General features: G+C 40.2%; 14 protein-coding genes. 7 read left to right on the forward strand and 7 right to left on the reverse strand.

The features are described 5' to 3' along the window. Nucleotides 1–63: 63 nt before the first annotated feature. The 6 genes from groES to miaB form a co-directional block, all read right to left on the reverse strand. Entirely contained in the window at nucleotides 64–342 is a 279-nt protein-coding gene (gene groES, locus R3X28_RS04625; protein ID WP_154362782.1) for a co-chaperone GroES, read from the reverse strand. A gap of 141 nt (nucleotides 343–483) precedes the next feature. Continuing rightward, nucleotides 484–843: a preprotein translocase subunit SecG gene (secG, locus tag R3X28_RS04630; RefSeq protein WP_154362780.1), complete on the reverse strand. Its 360-nt coding sequence runs from the start codon at nucleotides 841–843 to the stop codon at nucleotides 484–486. Between the two features lie 5 nt (nucleotides 844–848). Then, on the reverse strand, nucleotides 849–1,793 hold the full coding sequence (locus R3X28_RS04635) for a hypothetical protein (protein WP_317662779.1): 945 nt from the start codon (nucleotides 1,791–1,793) through the stop codon (nucleotides 849–851). Between the two features lie 45 nt (nucleotides 1,794–1,838). Beyond that, a complete protein-coding gene (locus tag R3X28_RS04640) occupies nucleotides 1,839–2,360 on the reverse strand; it encodes an LptE family protein (RefSeq protein ID WP_154362776.1) in 522 nt (173 codons plus the stop codon). Beyond that, a complete protein-coding gene (locus tag R3X28_RS04645; protein ID WP_317662782.1) occupies nucleotides 2,361–3,632 on the reverse strand; it encodes a sigma-54 dependent transcriptional regulator in 1,272 nt (423 codons plus the stop codon). Nucleotides 3,633–3,659: 27 nt separating this feature from the next. Continuing rightward, complete coding sequence (gene miaB, locus R3X28_RS04650) at nucleotides 3,660–5,105, reverse strand: tRNA (N6-isopentenyl adenosine(37)-C2)-methylthiotransferase MiaB (protein WP_317662784.1); 1,446 nt, start codon at nucleotides 5,103–5,105, stop codon at nucleotides 3,660–3,662. A 133-nt stretch (nucleotides 5,106–5,238) separates the two neighbouring features. Here miaB and R3X28_RS04655 point away from each other — a divergent pair, with 133 nt between their 5' ends. Further along, complete coding sequence (locus tag R3X28_RS04655; protein WP_317662786.1) at nucleotides 5,239–5,967, forward strand: hypothetical protein; 729 nt, start codon at nucleotides 5,239–5,241, stop codon at nucleotides 5,965–5,967. A gap of 157 nt (nucleotides 5,968–6,124) precedes the next feature. Further along, nucleotides 6,125–7,366 carry a hypothetical protein gene (locus tag R3X28_RS04660; protein WP_317662788.1) on the forward strand — a complete coding sequence of 414 codons (1,242 nt, stop codon included), beginning with the start codon at nucleotides 6,125–6,127 and terminating at the stop codon, nucleotides 7,364–7,366. A 54-nt stretch (nucleotides 7,367–7,420) separates the two neighbouring features. Here the strand turns inward: R3X28_RS04660 and R3X28_RS04665 are convergent, their stop codons facing one another. Then, nucleotides 7,421–10,561, reverse strand: a complete 3,141-nt coding sequence (locus R3X28_RS04665) for a VPS10 domain-containing protein (RefSeq protein ID WP_317662790.1) — start codon at nucleotides 10,559–10,561, stop codon at nucleotides 7,421–7,423. 198 nt (nucleotides 10,562–10,759) lie between these two features. Between R3X28_RS04665 and topA the strand changes: the two genes are divergently transcribed. The 5 genes from topA (at nucleotide 10,760) to gldM (ending at nucleotide 18,283) form a co-directional block, all read left to right on the forward strand. After that, nucleotides 10,760–13,267 carry a type I DNA topoisomerase gene (topA, locus tag R3X28_RS04670; protein WP_317662792.1) on the forward strand — a complete coding sequence of 836 codons (2,508 nt, stop codon included), beginning with the start codon at nucleotides 10,760–10,762 and terminating at the stop codon, nucleotides 13,265–13,267. 2 nt (nucleotides 13,268–13,269) lie between these two features. Next, nucleotides 13,270–14,427: a formimidoylglutamase gene (locus tag R3X28_RS04675; protein WP_317662794.1), complete on the forward strand. Its 1,158-nt coding sequence runs from the start codon at nucleotides 13,270–13,272 to the stop codon at nucleotides 14,425–14,427. A gap of 119 nt (nucleotides 14,428–14,546) precedes the next feature. Beyond that, nucleotides 14,547–15,902: a gliding motility lipoprotein GldK gene (gene gldK, locus R3X28_RS04680; protein WP_154362762.1), complete on the forward strand. Its 1,356-nt coding sequence runs from the start codon at nucleotides 14,547–14,549 to the stop codon at nucleotides 15,900–15,902. 115 nt (nucleotides 15,903–16,017) lie between these two features. Further along, nucleotides 16,018–16,671, forward strand: a complete 654-nt coding sequence (gene gldL, locus R3X28_RS04685; RefSeq protein WP_154362760.1) for a gliding motility protein GldL — start codon at nucleotides 16,018–16,020, stop codon at nucleotides 16,669–16,671. Nucleotides 16,672–16,726: 55 nt separating this feature from the next. Continuing rightward, a complete protein-coding gene (gene gldM, locus R3X28_RS04690; protein WP_154362758.1) occupies nucleotides 16,727–18,283 on the forward strand; it encodes a gliding motility protein GldM in 1,557 nt (518 codons plus the stop codon). Nucleotides 18,284–18,300 lie beyond the last annotated feature (17 nt).

An 18,300-nucleotide genomic window follows, 5' to 3' on the forward strand; every position in this document is an offset into this window, starting at 1 on the left:
CTATTTTAAACTAAATGTTGTTCTAATGGCATTCGGATGCATCTACTCTGGAATTTATGTTAGTTATATAATCGCTAAAATGTCACTTTCCCTCATCATAAGGTAATCGGTACCTTCCAATTTCAGTTCTGTACCGGCATATTTTCCATAAAGAACAGTATCACCGATCTTAACGGTAATTTGCTCATCCTTTGTTCCAGGGCCTACAGCAACTACTTTTCCTTTTTGAGGTTTTTCTTTAGCGGTATCCGGAATGTACAATCCAGATGCGGTTTTGGTTTCTGCAGCCATTGGCTCAATAAGAACTCGATCTGCCAATGGTTTAATGTTAACTTTAGCCATATTAATTATTTTAAGTTGATTTAAAATTACCGGATATGATAGTCAGAAATTATGCCATATGATAAAAACTGACATATTGTAAAATAAAAATGCCAGCTTGTCATTCAGGCTGGCATTTTTTTATTTTAAAAAACAGATATCTTAAAGACTATCTGATGCGCTATTGTTGTTTATTGCAGGCGCAGGAACTTCTTCCGGTACGGCCTCGGGAACGGTTTCTTCTATACCGTCACCTTGTAAAATTTTAGATTCTGCATCACTGAAGTTCCCTTTTAAGGCAATGTTCGATGCCAAAATCAAAACAATGAGTAATGCGGCCAGTGTCCAAGTACTTTTATCTAAAAAGTCCCCTGTTTTCTTGACACCACCAACGACTTGGCTGCCTCCGCCACCGAAAGAGGACGATAATCCGCCTCCTTTAGGGTTTTGAACCATGATCACCAACACTAATAAAAAGCAAACTGCGATGATAAGAACCAAGAATATTGTAAATGTGCTCATTAGTACTATGTATTTTCTTGTTGTATTTTTTTTGCCGCTTTTATTCGGTCTGCAAAGAAACTACTTTTTTCTGGATATTTCAAACTTAAAATCTTATAAGCTTGAATGGCTTTTTTATACTTTTTCTGTTCTAAATATACTTTGGCCAAAGTCTCTGTCATCAATTCGGACTTATCTATTTTAATAGATTCCTTTATATCGACTTTTGTTGTAGTCTTTGGGGTCGGACTTATTTTGGGATTGTTCTCGATGAACTTATCGATCAATTCAAATTTTTTCTTTTTCAATACATCTTTTTCCATCGGAAAATCAACATCTTCCTCTATGGCCGGCCCTTCATTTTCAGGTGCTTTAGATTCTCTTTCTATGGTCTTTACTTTGGCCAGTTGTAGCCATTCACTAAATGAATGTTTTTCTTTTTTGGTAAATGGCAGTGGTTGGCCTAACTTAAGTTCCTCCTCGGCTTTTTCTTTTTCGGCTTTAAGTTTACGGTCAATTTCGGGGTCTTTTGATGTAAATAGTTTTGGATCTAGGATTTGATTGGCGTCCTCTATATCTTGTGGTAAGGGTTTGTCTTCAGATTTGGGGATCAAAGCATTGGGTTCTGTCTTTTCCGTTGGTGCTATATCGGCTTCTTTCCCAGATATGGTTTCCGCCTTGTTTATAATGGGTTTTTTACCCGAAATGGCATTGGCAATGTTGTTTTGTAGGAAATTGGTAGATGTGATAAAATCAAAAAGGATATCACGATCTGTAGTATAGGCGGCGGTAATCTTTAAGGCATTGTTGTATTTAAAGCTGTTCAGGTTTTTAAGCCCTTTCAAATGCAGTGCCCTGGCTGCTTGGAAGTAGGGGTATTCATCCAAAACATCCTCCAATTGTTTGGTCTGTATCGGGGTAACGACCTTATCAGGGTTTTGTAATAAAAATGTAAAATCCTGTACGTTCATTGTTTTGTTATGATTCGATAAAATCCTGAATCTTAATTTTATTGTTTACCAATCGGCAAGCGATGCATTGAAAATATCTTGGGTGATCCTTTCAAAGATCACTTCATGTGCTTCCGTTTTTACAGATGACAATTGGGTACTGCCGTCGTAATCATAGAAAAATGAAAATCGTTTTTCAAAATCGGCATCTTCTTTGGTTTTATTGTAAAAACGAACATTAACGGCTATCGAAAGTCTATTTTGAGCGGCAGTTTGTTCGGCCGTTGCACTCATAGGTGAGATCCTGTATTCCACGATTTCACCTTCATACAATAAATCCGCATTGTTATTGTTGACCAGATCCAAACTGGTTTGGTTCATGATCCTGTCCTGCAAGGCAAGTGTAAAATCACGGTCCATTCCCGGTTCAAAGGTTGATCCTGGGCTTTGGGTCGCATAGTTTTGAAAATAATTCACTTGGAAAGTGGTAGCGGTACCCACGTCGCCACCCGTAAAGTTATATGCGCCACACCCTATGATCACAGTAAGAATCGTGAAGATTAATAATGTTTTTTGTATGTTCTTCATTTAAAGATCGTATTGTTTTATTTTTCTATATAGAGTGCGTTCGGAAATTCCCAGTTCGGCCGCAGCGGCTTTTCGTTTGCCGCGGTTTCTTTCCAATGATTTCTTGATCAATTCCACTTCCTTTTCCTGTAAAGATAAGGTTTCTTCCTCTTCTATTTCTTCTGCAAAATGGTACTTGTCCTCTTGGGGGGTCTCAAAGGTTTTTTGTTCTAACTGAGGCTCGGGAAGCTGTAATACCTCCATGGGTTCTTCATTGTCTTCTTCCTGAAAGCCATCTTGATCACCTCCATATATTTTTTGTATTAGACCTTCGTTCTCCTCTTGAACTTTTTGGGTATCCTTGTTTTTCAACAATTCCAAAGTCAATTTTTTAAGGTCGGTGAGGTCCCCCTTCATATCGAATAAAACCTTGTAAAGGATTTCACGTTCGTTACTGAAGTCGCTTTCATTTTTATTTTGGCGTACCACGGCCGGTAATTGTGAACTACCTGTATTCGGTAAATAACTGTTCAATGTTATAGCTGATATGTTTCTATCGCTCTCCAGTACGGAAACCTGTTCGGCAATGTTACGAAGTTGTCGAATATTGCCCGGCCATCTGTATTTGAACAAGAGCTGCACGGCATCCTCATCTAGGCGAATGGTCGGCATTTTATATTTCTGTCCAAAATCAGAAGCAAATTTCCTGAACAATAGATGAATGTCCTCTTTGCGTTCACGCAGTGGAGGAATGTTGATCTCGACCGTACTTAATCGATAATACAGGTCTTCCCGGAACTTTTCTTTTTTAATGGCCTCGATCATGTTCATGTTCGTGGCCGCAACGATACGCACATCTGTCTTTTGAACTTGGGACGACCCTACTTTTAAAAACTCACCGTTTTCAAGTACCCTTAATAAACGAACTTGTGTTGTTAAAGGGAGTTCCCCGACCTCGTCAAGGAAAATGGTACCTCCATCAGCAACTTCAAAATAACCGCTTCGGGTAGATGTTGCCCCCGTGAACGATCCTTTTTCATGTCCAAAAAGTTCACTGTCGATAGTGCCTTCAGGTATGGCACCGCAGTTTACCGCAATGTACTTTGCGTGTTTCCGGTGCGAAAGGGAGTGTATGATTTTGGGAATTGATTCTTTACCTACACCACTTTCCCCGGTAACCAATACGGAAATGTCAGTCGGGGCGACCTGAATGGCCTTTTCCAAAGCTCGGTTCAGTTTTGGGTCGTTCCCGATAATTTCAAAACGTTGTTTTATTGCTTGTACACTTTCCATAATTGCTCTTGTAACTTCAAGTATGACTTAATTAGATTTACCAAAATCCACAGCTTCCCCAATTAAGGTAGCAGAGGTACAATCATTCATTTTCACGTTCACAAAATCCCCTACCTTGTAATTCTCTTTAGGAAAAACAGCTACCACGTTTTGGGAGTTTCGTCCCATCCACATAGTGTCGTCTTTTTTCGATATGCCTTCAATCAATATTTCCTGGATTTTGTTTAGGTGATTCTTTGTGCGTAGCAAACAATGTTCCCTTTGTAAAGCTATTATCTCGGAAAGCCTCCGCTGCTTAACATCATTAGGAATGTCGTCTTCCATTTTTCTTGCGGCCAAGGTTCCAGGGCGTTCTGAGTAGGCGAACATATAGCCATAATCATATTTTACATAGTCAAGTACGGCCAAGGTGGCTTTGTGATCTTCTTCCGTTTCAGTTGGGAAACCTGTAATCATATCATGTGAGAATGCACAATCCGGAATAATCTTTTTGATATTATCTATAAGGTCAAAATATTCCTCAATAGTATGAAGGCGGTTCATTTTCTTAAGGATATCGTTACTTCCACTTTGAACGGGCAAGTGAATGTGCTTACAGATATTATCGTGTTTCGCCATGGTTCGGATAACGTCCAAACTCATATCCTGGGGATTTGAAGTTGAAAAACGTATGCGCATTTTGGGTTGGGCAACGGCAACCATATCCAAAAGATTGGCGAAATCAACCGCTGTGGCGATTTGCATTTCCGATGCCTTATCAAAATCTTTTTTTAGTCCACCACCATACCAAAGATAACTATCGACATTTTGACCCAGTAAGGTAATTTCTTTATAGCCTTTGGCCCCTAAATCGTTTACTTCATCAATTATTGATTGTGGATCCCTGCTGCGTTCACGTCCCCTGGTAAAAGGCACTACGCAGAATGTACACATATTGTCACAACCCCTGGTAATCGATACGAATGCGCTCACCCCATTGGTGTTTAATCTCACTGGGGAAATATCGCCATAGGTTTCATCTTTGGAGAGAACGACATTCACGGCATCTCTCCCCTCGTCGATTTCCTGAATAAGGTTGGGTAGGTCTTTATAGGCATCTGGGCCAACGACCATATCCACTATTTTTTCCTCTTCGAGCAGTTTGCTTTTAAGGCGTTCGGCCATGCAGCCCAATACCCCTACTTTCATATGGGGCCGATTCTTTTTTATCGCATTGAATTTTTCTAGACGTTTGCGTACCGTGGTTTCGGCCTTTTCACGTATTGAACAGGTGTTGACCAATACTAGATCGGCATTTTCCAATTCTTGGGTGGTATTGAACCCTTCATTGGCCAAGATCGAGGCTACGATTTCACTATCTGAAAAATTCATGGAACACCCATAACTTTCAATGTAAAGGTTACGTGTGTTCTTTTCGTCCTTTTTAAGGGAAAGTGAATTTCCCTGAACTGATTCATCAATTATTTTCTCCATATAATTACCTTTATCTGGGATAAGGGGCAGCAAAGATAACGCTTATTCCAATTTAATGACAATATGACAGTATAATTTAGTACTAATTTAGGTTTTAAACCGTTTAACGTACTTCTGTAAACTAAAGGTAGCCATGAACTTTAAAGCACTTGAAAACCATATTAAGAATAGTAATCCGTTGGATTTTGGAACCATTTTCAGTAATTCCATAGATCTCTTCAAAAAAGTCTGGTTGCAAGGTTTTGTGGTCGTTTTGCTGACGTTTTTGACCATTGTCCCTTTTTACATTTTAATTTATATACCTCTTTTGATTGCAGGGGTATCCGATCCCGAAATGTTTAAAAGTGAGGAGATGCCCCCGGAAATATTATTGCCCATGGTGATTCTCATGCCTTTAGTGTTTTTAGGAATCATGACAGTAAGTCTTCTGCTCAATGCGGCCTTTTTACGCATCTGTAAGAATAATGATCAAAATATATCCTTGTCCGATAGTTACTTTTATTACTTCAAGAAAGAATATATCTTAAAATCACTCGTATTATCCTTGATCATGTTGGGATTGATGCTTTTGGGAATGTTGGCCTGTGGGTTGGGCATTTTTTATTTGGTAGTGCCTATATCCTTGATACCTGCCTTTTTGGCCTTTGAAAAAGAGTTGTCGGCTATGGAAATCGTAAAATCGAGTTTTACCTTGGGCAATAAAAATTGGCTCGTGATTTTCGGACTCATCATCGTAATGGGTTTAGTGGCGGAAATGGGTATTCTGCTTTGTTTTGTAGGGGTGTTCTTTACTGCTATGTTGGCTAAAATACCTGTTTATTTCATGTATAAGGATGCCGTTGGTTTTTCTTCTGAAAGATAATCTTGTTTACATACCATTACGCAACGTATGAACGGATTTTGCATCTTAAATGCATAACCGCATTAAAAAGGTAATGGAATAAACCATGAGGTCATCAGGTTTTTTAGGTGTTCCAAAAGGTAGATTGCTTCAGACTTTTTAATATAAAAACCATTTTATGAAAAAGAAAGTGATGCTGCTTCTGTTCGTGACGGCCATGGCTTTGGTGTCCTGTGAAAAATCCGATGACGGTAAATATGCCGATTATCTGGTTGCCAAACCTTTGACCATAAGTAAAACAGAATTTAAAAATAGTGTGGATGTGATCGCTCCCATGCCTGTAACGGAGTCAGGGAAAATATACGCTTATCAGGATTATATTTTTGTAAATGATAAGTATAGAGGGGTTCATGTTATTGATAATAGTGACCCGAATAACCCCAGAAAAATATCGTTCATCAAAATTGCCGGAAATGTAGATATTTCTATAAAGGATGATTATCTATATGCCGATAGCCTAACGGATTTGGTCGTGTTGGATATTTCGGATATTATGAATATCAAAATAGTGGATCGACTTGAGGATGTATTGCGTGACAATGTGATATGGCCCGTGGCAGATTTCTATGAGTATGATGGCATAGATTACGAAAACGACATATTGCTCGGGTGGGAAACGGTGACCGAAAGAAGGCCTATTTTGGAATATGAGGAACGGTTTACCGTTGATGGTGAAATATTTGCGATGGCAGAATCTGCCACTGATGCTTCGGTAGGTCAAGGAGGTTCCTTGGCGCGCTTTAAGATCGTAGGGGATTTTCTTTATGCGGTCGACAGTCACAATATTAATATCTTCAATATCCAGGATTTAGAGTACCCGGAAGACCTGGAGGATGTGTATGCAGGTTTTGATATTGAAACCATATTCAGTAGAGGGCAACATTTGTTCTTGGGCAGTACGCGGGGAATGTATATTTATGACATCTCTTCACCGGCAACGCCGACCTTTGTTTCTGAATTTGAACATGGTACGGCCTGTGACCCCGTTGTGGTAGACGGTGATTATGCCTATGTTACCTTAAGAGGAGGTAACGCCTGTGGGGCAATATCAAGTGGATTGTTCATTGTTGATATTTCAAACATCAATAAGCCGGAATTAACGGCGGAATATCCTATGGATGAACCTTATGGACTTGGTGTTAAAGAAGAGAAATTGTTCGTTTGTGATGGGGATTCCGGATTAAAGGTATATGATAAGTCCAATGTTGAGGGTTTACAGGCCTTGAACCATTTTAAAAACATCAATACCTTCGATGTAATTCCTTTAGAGAATACATTACTTATGGTTGGTGAGGATGTCCTATATCAATATGAATATCTCGACAATGACATAGCCCTATTGAGTACCTTGCAATTATAGAACTACCAGTTAAAAAGGAAAGGGAAGCTTATTTCAGCTTCCCTTTTTTGTTGGTCATGGTTCGGTGGATATGAATTTAATTTCCTCTTCCTCTATTTTGGAATTTACTATTGCCGTTTGTTTATCTACGAGGCCGTTAAGGTTATTGATCTGCACATCGAGTTCCGCAACGATCTCATTAAAAAACTCTTTTGCCTGCTGGGTAGGCCGGTAATCGCCCCTTTGTGAATCAGCTAAAAGAAAGGCCAGCCTATTGTTAATGCGTATACCGTAATTAAGTGGGTCTTGCCTACTTTTGTTCTTGGTCATATGAATATTGTTCTCTATCACGGAAAGTTCAGTTTCATATTCCGTGATCAACGTTTGTAAACTATCATTGTCTTTTGTTTTATCCTTTAAGTATTTTAAATCTTTTTGAATGCTTCTTATTTTGATGATGGCTTCGTTCGCTTTGGTTACTTGGTCGCGTACTGCGATCAAAAAGTCAAATTGTTCCCTATAATCATTTTGTGAGTTGGGTAATCTAGGGTCTTTTATAATCTCAAATCCCTGTTCTTGGGAAACACTATTCACGGTAAGTTTAAGTTTGTAATTTCCGGGAACAGCCTTGGGTCCCTTGTTCGGTGAAGAATAAAAGATCATACCTTTGAACGTTTTGTATCCGGGGTAACGCATGTTCCAAACCATATTATTTCCGCCAGCTTTGACTTTTAAGGGTTTGGTGGCTGAGGGATTCAATTTGTCGGCCTTGGCATGTGTTGAATAACCTTGGATTAAAGCTCCGTTTTCTTCTAAGATTTCGAGTTGTACAGTATCCTTTTCCTGAAATTTCTTCAAGTAGAAATTAATCATTACCCCATCTGGATGATTTTCCCCAACGAGTTTGGTGTTGGGTTTTGACCATCCACCGGATTGATGCATCCTATATGAAGTATCGGGTTTGTACAGATAAAAAGAACTGTCGGCAACAGTTTGCGAAAGTTGGTGTAAGGGTGTTAGGTCATCAATGATCCAAAAACTTCTACCATGGGTGGCCACTATCAGGTCATTGTCCCTAACATGTAAATCGCGTATGGCCGTAATCGGTAAATTCAATTGAAAGGGGGACCAAGAATTACCATCATCGAATGAAATATACATGCCCCATTCGGTTCCGGCATATAAAAGTCCTTCGCGTTCATGGTCTGTTCGTATTACCCGTGTGTAATAATTGTCTTTTATGCCCTTGGTAATTAAAGTCCATGTTTTTCCATAATCGGTCGTCTTATATAAGTATGGTGTGTAATCGCCGAATTTATAGGCTGTAGCAGCTACGTAAACCGTTCCTTTATGGAAAGGGCTTGGGTCAATTGAATTGATCATGTTCAATTTAGGGGAAATGGATGAAGGAGGCGTTACATTGTCCCATGAAACACCATTATCCCTGGTTACGTGGATCAAACCATCGTCGCTACCCGTCCATATGACACCTTTTTCCAAGATGGACTCCGAGATTACGAAAATATTCGAATAAAATTCCGCACCGGTATTGTCTTGGGTAATTGGTCCGCCGGATGACTTTATCGTTTCCGGTAAACCCCTTGTAAGATCAGGGGAAATGGTTTTCCACGACTGGCCTTCATCGGTCGTTACATGTAAATAGTTGGATCCTGCATATAATTTATTGGAATCATGTCTGCTAAAAGTGACCGGGTAATTCCAGTTGAACCTGTATTTCATGATTTCAGCACCGGAACCTGCGGGATTGTCTGGCCAAACATTGGTAGAGCGAGCTTGGCCGGTGGTGTGGTCCAATCTATTCATATAGCCTTTGTAAGTACCCCCGTAAACGATCTGATTGTTTTTTGGGTCAGGTGCCAAATGTGCACTTTCCCCACCTGCAGTAGGTTCCCAGTCACGTTCTGAAATGGAAGCGCCGGAAGATCTATGGGAAATACGCAAAGCCGTATTGTCTTGTTGTGCACCATAAATACGATAAGGGAAAATACTATCTGTCGCAATACGGTAGAACTGTGCCGTAGGTTGATTGTAATAAGTGGTCCAATTATTACCGCCATCATTTGAAATTTGGGCACCGCCGTCATCGGCAATTACCATTCTGTTATTGTTTTGCGGGTCTATCCATAGATCATGATGGTCGCCATGTGGGGCATTTTTTAGCGTAAAGGTTTTTCCTCCATCGGTAGAAACCCCATAACTGACATTCATGACGTAAAGCTTATCTATATTTTCGGTATCGGCATAAATACGGGTGTAATACCAAGCACGTTGGCGAAGGGCTCTGTTCTCATTTATTTTTTTCCAGGTTGCTCCAGCGTCGTCAGAACGGAACAAGCCTCCGTTTTCCGCTTCGATAAGGGCCCAAACCCTATTGGAATCAACTGGAGATACCGTTATGCCGACAATACCCCAAGGAAAATCTGGTAGTCCGGTTTGGGATGAAATGTCTTTCCAAGTATCACCACCATCGGTACTTTTAAAAAGCTTACTGTCCGGTCCGCCACTATCCATACGGTAGCCATTCCTTTTCATTTCCCAAGTCGTGGCGTAAATAATCCTACTATTGTTGGGATCCAATATTAAATCACCCGCACCGGCCTTATCGCTTATGTAAAGAATTTTTTCCCAATTATCACCCCCATCTTTGGAGCGGAATACACCTCTTGTTTCGTTCGGCTTCCATAAATTGCCAATAGCCGCTACATATACCAAATCAGGGTTTTTTGGATGAATTCGTATTCTGGCAATATGCTCTGAATCCTTGAGGCCGATGAATTTCCAGGTTTCTCCTGCATCCATACTTTTCCATAATCCTTTTCCGGAAGAAACATTGCCCCGCAATGTTTGTTCGCCCTCACCGACATAGATGATATTTGGGTCGGACTCCGATACGGCCACGGCACCAATAGAGCCTCCGAAAAATCCGTCAGAGATACATTTCCATGAATTGCCTGCATCCGTCGTTTTCCAAACACCGCCACCGGCCGTACCCATGAAATAAAGGTTTGGGTTGTTCAACACGCCCGAAACCGTACCGGCCCTACCGCCTCTAAAAGGCCCGATAGGACGGTATTTCATACCATTATATAATGAGTCATTAAAGGAAATGGTCTTTTTCTTTCGTTGTGCATATGTATCTTGAAAAGGTTGTAGAAAGAGAAATGCGAATAGAATAGCCGTGCAAATTTGTTTCATTATCGGGTTCTTTTTTAGATAGTTCCCTTAAAAATAGAAATATTTTTTGGGCACTGGTGCCCGACTTTGCCAAACTTTTATATTTCTATGGATTTCGTTATTTTGAATGGTTATTATTTAGGAATAATAGGGAAAAATGAATACTTCAAATTTCAAAGTTTAATTTTTAGTATACATTTGTACCCATAAATAAGGTAGATGGCGAAAAATTTAGTAATTGTTGAGTCTCCTGCAAAGGCCAAAACTATAGAGAAGTTTTTGGGTAAGGATTTTAAGGTGGAATCGAGCTTTGGTCACATAGCCGATTTGCCTTCGAAGGAATTGGGAGTTGATGTTGAAAATGGTTTCATTCCAAAATATATCGTCGATAAAGACAAAAAAGCCCTAGTAAAAAAGCTTAAGGATTTAGCGAAAAAAGCAGAGACCATATGGTTGGCCAGTGATGAGGACCGAGAGGGGGAAGCTATTTCATGGCACCTTTCAGAGACTTTAGGGTTAGATAAGGCAAAGACCAAAAGAATCGTATTCAACTCGATCACCAAATCAGCAATTCAAAAAGCCATTGAAAATCCACGGGAGATAAATTATGATCTTGTAAACGCCCAACAGGCGCGAAGGGTATTGGATCGTTTAGTGGGTTACCAATTGTCACCGGTACTTTGGAAGAAAATAAAACCAGGGCTTTCGGCAGGTCGTGTACAATCGGTTGCCGTAAGGTTGATTGTGGAACGGGAGCGTGATATTGAAGCATTTACCCCCCAAGCCTCTTTTAAGGTTTCGGCAGAATTCAAAACAGGGAGCGGAGGTGTATTCACCGCTAAATTGGGTAAAACCTTTGCCACAAAGGAAGAGGCAGAAGCCTTTCTGAATAAAAATATCAAAGCTGATTTTTCTATCGGGAACTTAGATAAGAAACCAGCTAAGAAATCCCCTTCAGCACCGTTTACAACATCTACCTTACAGCAAGAAGCATCCAGGAAATTATATTTTTCAGTAGCTAGGACCATGCAAGTTGCCCAGCGATTATATGAAGCAGGTCTTATAACATATATGAGGACCGATAGTGTAAACCTTTCAGGGGAAGCTATCAATGCGGCCAAAGATGAAATTATCGACCACTACGGTGAGGAATACAGTACGGTTCGTAATTTCAAGGGTAAGTCCAAGGGAGCGCAAGAAGCACACGAGGCCATTCGACCTACCGATATGTCAAGACAGTCGCCTTCTTTAGAACGGGATCAATCCAAGTTGTACGATTTAATTTGGAAAAGGACCATAGCTTCGCAAATGAGCGATGCCCAGCTAGAGCGAACCAACGTAAAAATCAAGGCCAGTACGCATTCAGATGAGTTCACAGCCAATGGTGAAATAATTAAATTCGACGGTTTTCTTAAGGTTTATATGGAAGGACTCGATGATGAGGACATTTCTGAAGAACAAGAAGGGATGCTGCCACCGATGAAGGTTGGTGATGCCTTGTTCAATAATTATATGACGGCAACCGAGCGTTTTTCAAGACCTCCATATCGTTTTACCGAAGCCTCCTTGGTTAAAAAATTGGAAGAATTGGGAATCGGAAGACCGTCGACATATGCTCCTACCATTTCTACCATACAGAATAGAGGTTATGTAGAGAAAGGTACTGTAGAGGGTACAGAAAGAAAGTACGTTCAATTTACTTTGAAGGCCAACGTGGTCAAGGAAAAGGAATTGACTGAAACGGTTGGCTCCGATAAAGGAAAAATGGTACCTACCGATATAGGTATGATCGTCAATGACTTCCTGGTAAGTCATTTTTCGAATATTTTAGATTATAACTTTACGGCTAAGGTCGAAGAGGATTTTGATGAGATTGCCGATGGCCAGGAAGATTGGCACAAGGTGATGAAAGATTTTTATAAAGATTTCCATCCTACGGTAGTTGATGTCGAAGAAAATGCAGATCGTGCCAGTGGTGAACGAGTATTGGGTAAAGACCCTAAGACCGGTAAACAAGTCTCGGTACGATTAGGTAGGTTCGGGCCAATGGTACAGATAGGTACCGTTGATGACGAGGAAAAACCACAATTTGCAAGTTTGGCTCCCGACCAATCGTTGAATACGATAACTTTTGAAGAGGCGATGGACCTCTTTAAGCTTCCCAGAAAACTGGGGGTTTTTGAAGGAGAGGAGATAGAGGCAAATGTTGGGCGATTTGGGCCATATGTGAAATTTGGTAAAAAGTTCGTTTCGTTGGCCAAAGGCGAAAGTGCTATGGATGTATCCTTGGAGCGAGCGATCGAGTTGATAAAGGAAAAACAAAAAGCCGACGCACCAATAGCATCTTATGAGAATAAAGATGTGATTAAAGGGGTTGGAAGATTTGGTCCGTTCATTAAATGGGACGGCATGTTCATCAATGTAAATAAGAAATACGATTTCGATAACCTTTCACAAGCGGATATTGAAGAACTGATAGAGGCCAAGAAGCAAAAAGAAATAGATAAGCTTATACAGGAATGGCCCGAAGAGGGAATCCGAATAGAAAAGGCCAGATGGGGAAGGCATAATGTCATTAAGGGTAAGGTCAAGGTAGAACTCGCAAAAACCGTTGACGTCACAAAGATGACTTTGGAAGAAGCAAAGACATTAATAGAGAAGAAGACCCCAAAACGAAAAACAAAGGCAAAAACAAAGGCAAAAGCAAAAACTAAAGCTAAGAAATAAGTATGGCATTCGATTTTTTGGTTCCTGTAGAAGATAAGGTATTGGCCCATACCGAATTGTTACCCGCACAGGCTCTTGGAAGACATATTTATGCACATACAAAGAATGATGGTCTTCCGGTACTGGCCAATGCGACCATTGCTCTACTGGGTGTTCGGGAATCCCGTAACGCCTATGAAAAGAAACTGGAAAAATTAGACGTCTCCGCCATTCGGATTCAACTGTACAAGTTAATGTTGGGCAATTGGAATTCAACTATTGTTGACATGGGCGATATTGAAGAAGGGGAAACCGTCAATGACACCTATTTCGTGGTTAAGGAAATAGTAGCAGGTTTGCTCGAAGAGAATATCATACCTGTTATTTTAGGGGCTACCCAAGATATTACCTATGCAGCCTACCGTGCCTTTGACGGTATCCGTGATATGGTGAATTTGGTGGCGATAGATAGTCGTTTTGATTTCGGAATGGAAGATGAACTTATATCTTCTCACTCCTATATGAGTAAGATCATCACTGATAAACCGAACAATCTTTTCAATTTTTCCAATTTAGGATACCAAAGTTATTTTATCGCGCAGGAAGAAAAAGATCTTATGGATCGCCTTTTTTTTGATGCGTACAGGTTGGGTGAGTTGATTAATGACGTTTCTTTGGCAGAACCAGTACTTCGAAATGCCCATATGGTAAGTTTGGATACCAGGGCGATTAAGTCGAGCGAATTTGGAATTTCACCGAATTTCTCACCTAATGGATTTGATGGGAGAGAGATATGTGCCATAGCCAGATATGCGGGCCTAAGCGAGAAGGTCAGTGTTTTCGGCATCTATGAAATGGAAAATATAGATCAGTCTTGCCAATTGTTGGCCCATATCATATGGTACTTCATAGAAGGGGTCAATTTCAGGATCGATGAATCCCCTTATTCAAAATCAGACGATTTTACAAAGTATACCGTGCCGACTGATACTGAGCAGTTGGTCTATTATAAGAGCCATCTTACCGAAAGATGGTGGGTAGAGGTACCTTCAATTTTGACTTCACATACTAAAGCCGGATCAGTGGCGTTATTACCTTGCACCGAACAGGACTATTTGGATGCTTGCAACCAGAATATTCCAGAGAGGTGGTTCAAGGCCTACAGAAAAGGCTTTAACTGATTAAAAAAAATTAGGCGATAATCGTATAACGTACAATAATTTACCCAAAACGTAGTTTTAGAGAGTAGAATAATAATTGTGTTTGCATTTATAACCTTAATCGAAATTTAACCTAAAGTATGAAGAAGCTATTGTTATCATCTATAGCATTTGTTTTTTTACTCACCAGTTGTGGGTCCAAAACAAAAGGAGAGCTGGTCGGCGTCCAAGGCAAAAAGTGGTACCCGGAAAAACCTTATGGAATGGAATTGATCCCACGCGGATCTTTCATCATGGGTAAAAGTGAGGAAGATCAGGCCAAACTTCTCAATGCACCTACCAAAACTGTTACAGTGCGATCCTTTTATATGGATGACACGGAAATAACGAACAGTGAATATAGGCAGTTTGTTGAGTGGGTCAAAGATTCTATAACCAGAACCAAATTAGCTATTTTGGCCGATGAGCTGGGATTAGGTCCTGAAGATGGAGGTATCGGTGATTATGCGTTTAAAGATGCGGATACGACCAAAGCATCTGTTTATGACAAGTATATGTTGGATAATTATTCTGGCATGGGAGAAACAGGTTATGAGGGTCGTGCATTGAATACCGATGTGGACTTGGTCTGGGATACCTCGGACTACCCAGATGAATATTATACTGAAGTAATGGATTCTTTATATATATCCGAAGAGGAATCATATAATGGTCAAAGGACCATTGATGTTACCGCTCTCAAGTATAAGTATAGCTGGATGGATATCGAAGCTGCTGCCCGTTCCAGAAACGGAAACAGAAAAGATTTCATTAAGCATGAAGAATTGGAAATTTATCCAGATACGACCGTTTGGATCAGGGATTTTGAATATTCCTATAATGAGCCCATGCACAACGATTATTTTTGGCACGATGCTTATAGTGAATACCCTGTAGTCGGTATTTCCTGGAAACAGGCCAAGGCATTTTGTAATTGGAGAACCAAGTTCAAGAACGATGACCAAAAGAGCAGGGGTAAACAATTCGTGAATAAATTCAGGTTGCCTACTGAGGCAGAATGGGAATATGCGGCAAGAGGAGGTATCGAAGGAGGTACATATCCTTGGGGTGGTCCTTATGTTATAAGTGATACCGGTTGTTTTATGGCAAACTTTAAACCACAACGTGGTGATTACGCAGCCGATCAAGCACTATACACCGTTGAGGCCAAATCATACGAACCGAATGACTTTAACCTGTACAATATGGCAGGGAATGTTTCGGAGTGGACAAACTCCAGTTATGATCCAAGTTCATACGAATATGTATCTACGATGAACCCTAATGGTGGCGACGGAAACAATGCCAGAAAGGTAATTAGGGGAGGATCTTGGAAAGATGTTGCTTATTTCCTACAAGTAAGTACCAGGGATTACGAATATGCGGATTCTGCCCGTAGTTATGTAGGTTTTAGAACCGTACAGGATTATATGGGAGAAGAAGATTCAACACAATAAGAATAACGATTATCATAAATACGTCCCAATTCCCGGTTCGATATCGGATGGGGAAAAAAATCAAACTTTAACCAAATACTTATTATTAACATTAACTAAAATTAAATTTAAAATTATGGCACAGTCAAAATCAACAAAAAAATTATTTAACATGGCTTACGGGCTTGGGGCATCGGTAGTAATTATTGGTGCATTGTTCAAGATCCTTCACTGGGAGATCGGTCCGTTAACAGGAGGTCTTTTATTGTCTGTAGGTCTTATTACAGAAGCACTTATTTTTGCCATTAGTGCATTTGAACCGGTAGATGACGAATACGATTGGTCATTGGTATACCCAGAATTAGCTGGCGGAATGAGCAGCGGTTCTAAGAAAAACGAACTTGCTGAAATCAAGGAATCGGAAACTTCTTTATCTAAAAAATTGGATAATCTATTGGAAGAAGCCGGTATCGACGCTAGTCTTATGGAGAGCTTAGGTTCCAGTATCAAGAATTTCGAAGGTGCAGCAAAAGGTATCGCCCCTACAGTGGATGCCATGGAGTCTACCAAAAAATATTCTGATGAAATGGTTCAGGCAGCTGCCCAAATGGAATCTTTGAACAGTTTGTACAAAGTACAATTGGAAAGTGCAAGCAGACAAGCTAGCGTAAACGAAGAAGTTGTTCAGAATGCCAGTGCTCTTAAAGATCAAATGGAATCTTTGGCCACTAACCTATCTTCTCTTAACGGAGTATACGGTGGTATGTTAACTGCTATGAACAGAAACTAATTAGAACATTAGTCCAAACCCAAATCAAATAATCATTAATATCTAATTAGAAAAAATGGCAGGAGGAAAACAGTCACCACGTCAGAAGATGATCAACCTAATGTACTTGATCTTCATCGCGATGTTGGCCTTAAATATGAGTAAAGAAGTTTTAGCAGCGTTCGGTATCATGAACGAAAAGCTAGAAGCTTCTAACATAAAGACAACCGAAAGTAATGAAGCTTTCTTGGGAAGTCTAGAAACCAAAGCGTCTGAAGATGCTAAGAAGTATGGCGAGCTATATCAAAAAGCCCAGACGATTAAAACAATGTCCCAAGAGTATTTCGACTATTTGGAAGGTCTTAAGAAAGGGATGATGGAAAAAGTGGAGGATCCAAAGGATTATGCCCGTATGGACAATTCAGATTTCTTGGACCAGAAGTTTTTCCAAGGTGATAACCTAGCCGAAGAAGGTAAGGAATTCATGAAAAGAATCACTGATTACCGCGATCAAGTTGCGGCAATGGTACCTGCTTCTTTGAAAGAATCCGTAATTACCCGTTTTCAAACAGGAAACGAAGAAGGTAAGGTTAAGGCCAAAGACGGAATGCAAGATTGGATCAATTATCACTATGAAGGGTATCCTTTAGTAGCTTCATTGGCTAAACTTACATCGCTTCAGGCAGACGTTAAGGCAACTGAAGAGGCTGCTTTGAAATCAATGCTTGAGGGTGAGTTGACCAACCAGGTTTCTTTGAAGAATTTCGCAACGTCATTGGCTGCCAGTAAGTCGGCTTTCTATGCCGGTGAAAAGTACGATGGTAAGATCATTATCAGTAAAACGGATAAATCTTCAACACCTGTAAGGGCAGAATTGACCCTTGACGGTAGAAAATTGTCTGAAGGTAAAGACTATGCTTTGGAAGCTGGTGGTATTAAAATGTTGATTGGTGCCGGTTCTGCTGGTGATCATGAAATAAAAGGTACCATGTTCTTTATGCAAGATGGTGAGGAAATTCCTGTTGAGGTCAATAATAGCTTTGCGACCATTAGTAAGCCAAATGCTGCTTTGATAGCTGCTGATAAGATGAACGTTGTTTATCGAGGTGTTTCTAACCCAATGTCTATTTCAATCCCAGGTATACCAAATAACAAAGTAAATGCTTCCGCACCAGGTTTAAAATCCGTAAGTGGTAGTAAATATGTAATGAATCCCGGTACTGGTAGAACAGTTACGATTACAGCTTCTGGTAAATTGCCAGATGGTCAGACCGTATCTTCTAGATCTGAATTCAGGATCAAGGATATTCCAAGACCTGCAGGAGCTATTAGAGGTGAGACCGGTAGTACTAAAATGCCAAGAAAAAACTTGGAGATTGCTACAGTCGGTGCTTTATTGGAAGACTTTGATTTTGACTTGAACCTTAAAGTAAGTGGATTCAAATTCAAAGTACCTGGTCAGCCTACCGTAAGTGTAAATGGTAACAAACTTGACTCTAGGGCCAAATCTGCCTTGAAAAGAGCCAAACGTGGTGATGCTGTTCAGATATTCGACGTAAATGCTTATATCACGAACAATAAGAGCTACAAACTTAAAAAGGTATCTCCAGTAGTTGTAGAGATAACAAACTAATAAGTAGTATTATTTAA

The organism is Maribacter sp. TH_r10, from assembly GCF_033101095.1.
In the GTDB taxonomy this organism is placed as follows: Bacteria; Bacteroidota; Bacteroidia; order Flavobacteriales; family Flavobacteriaceae; genus Maribacter_A; species Maribacter_A luteus.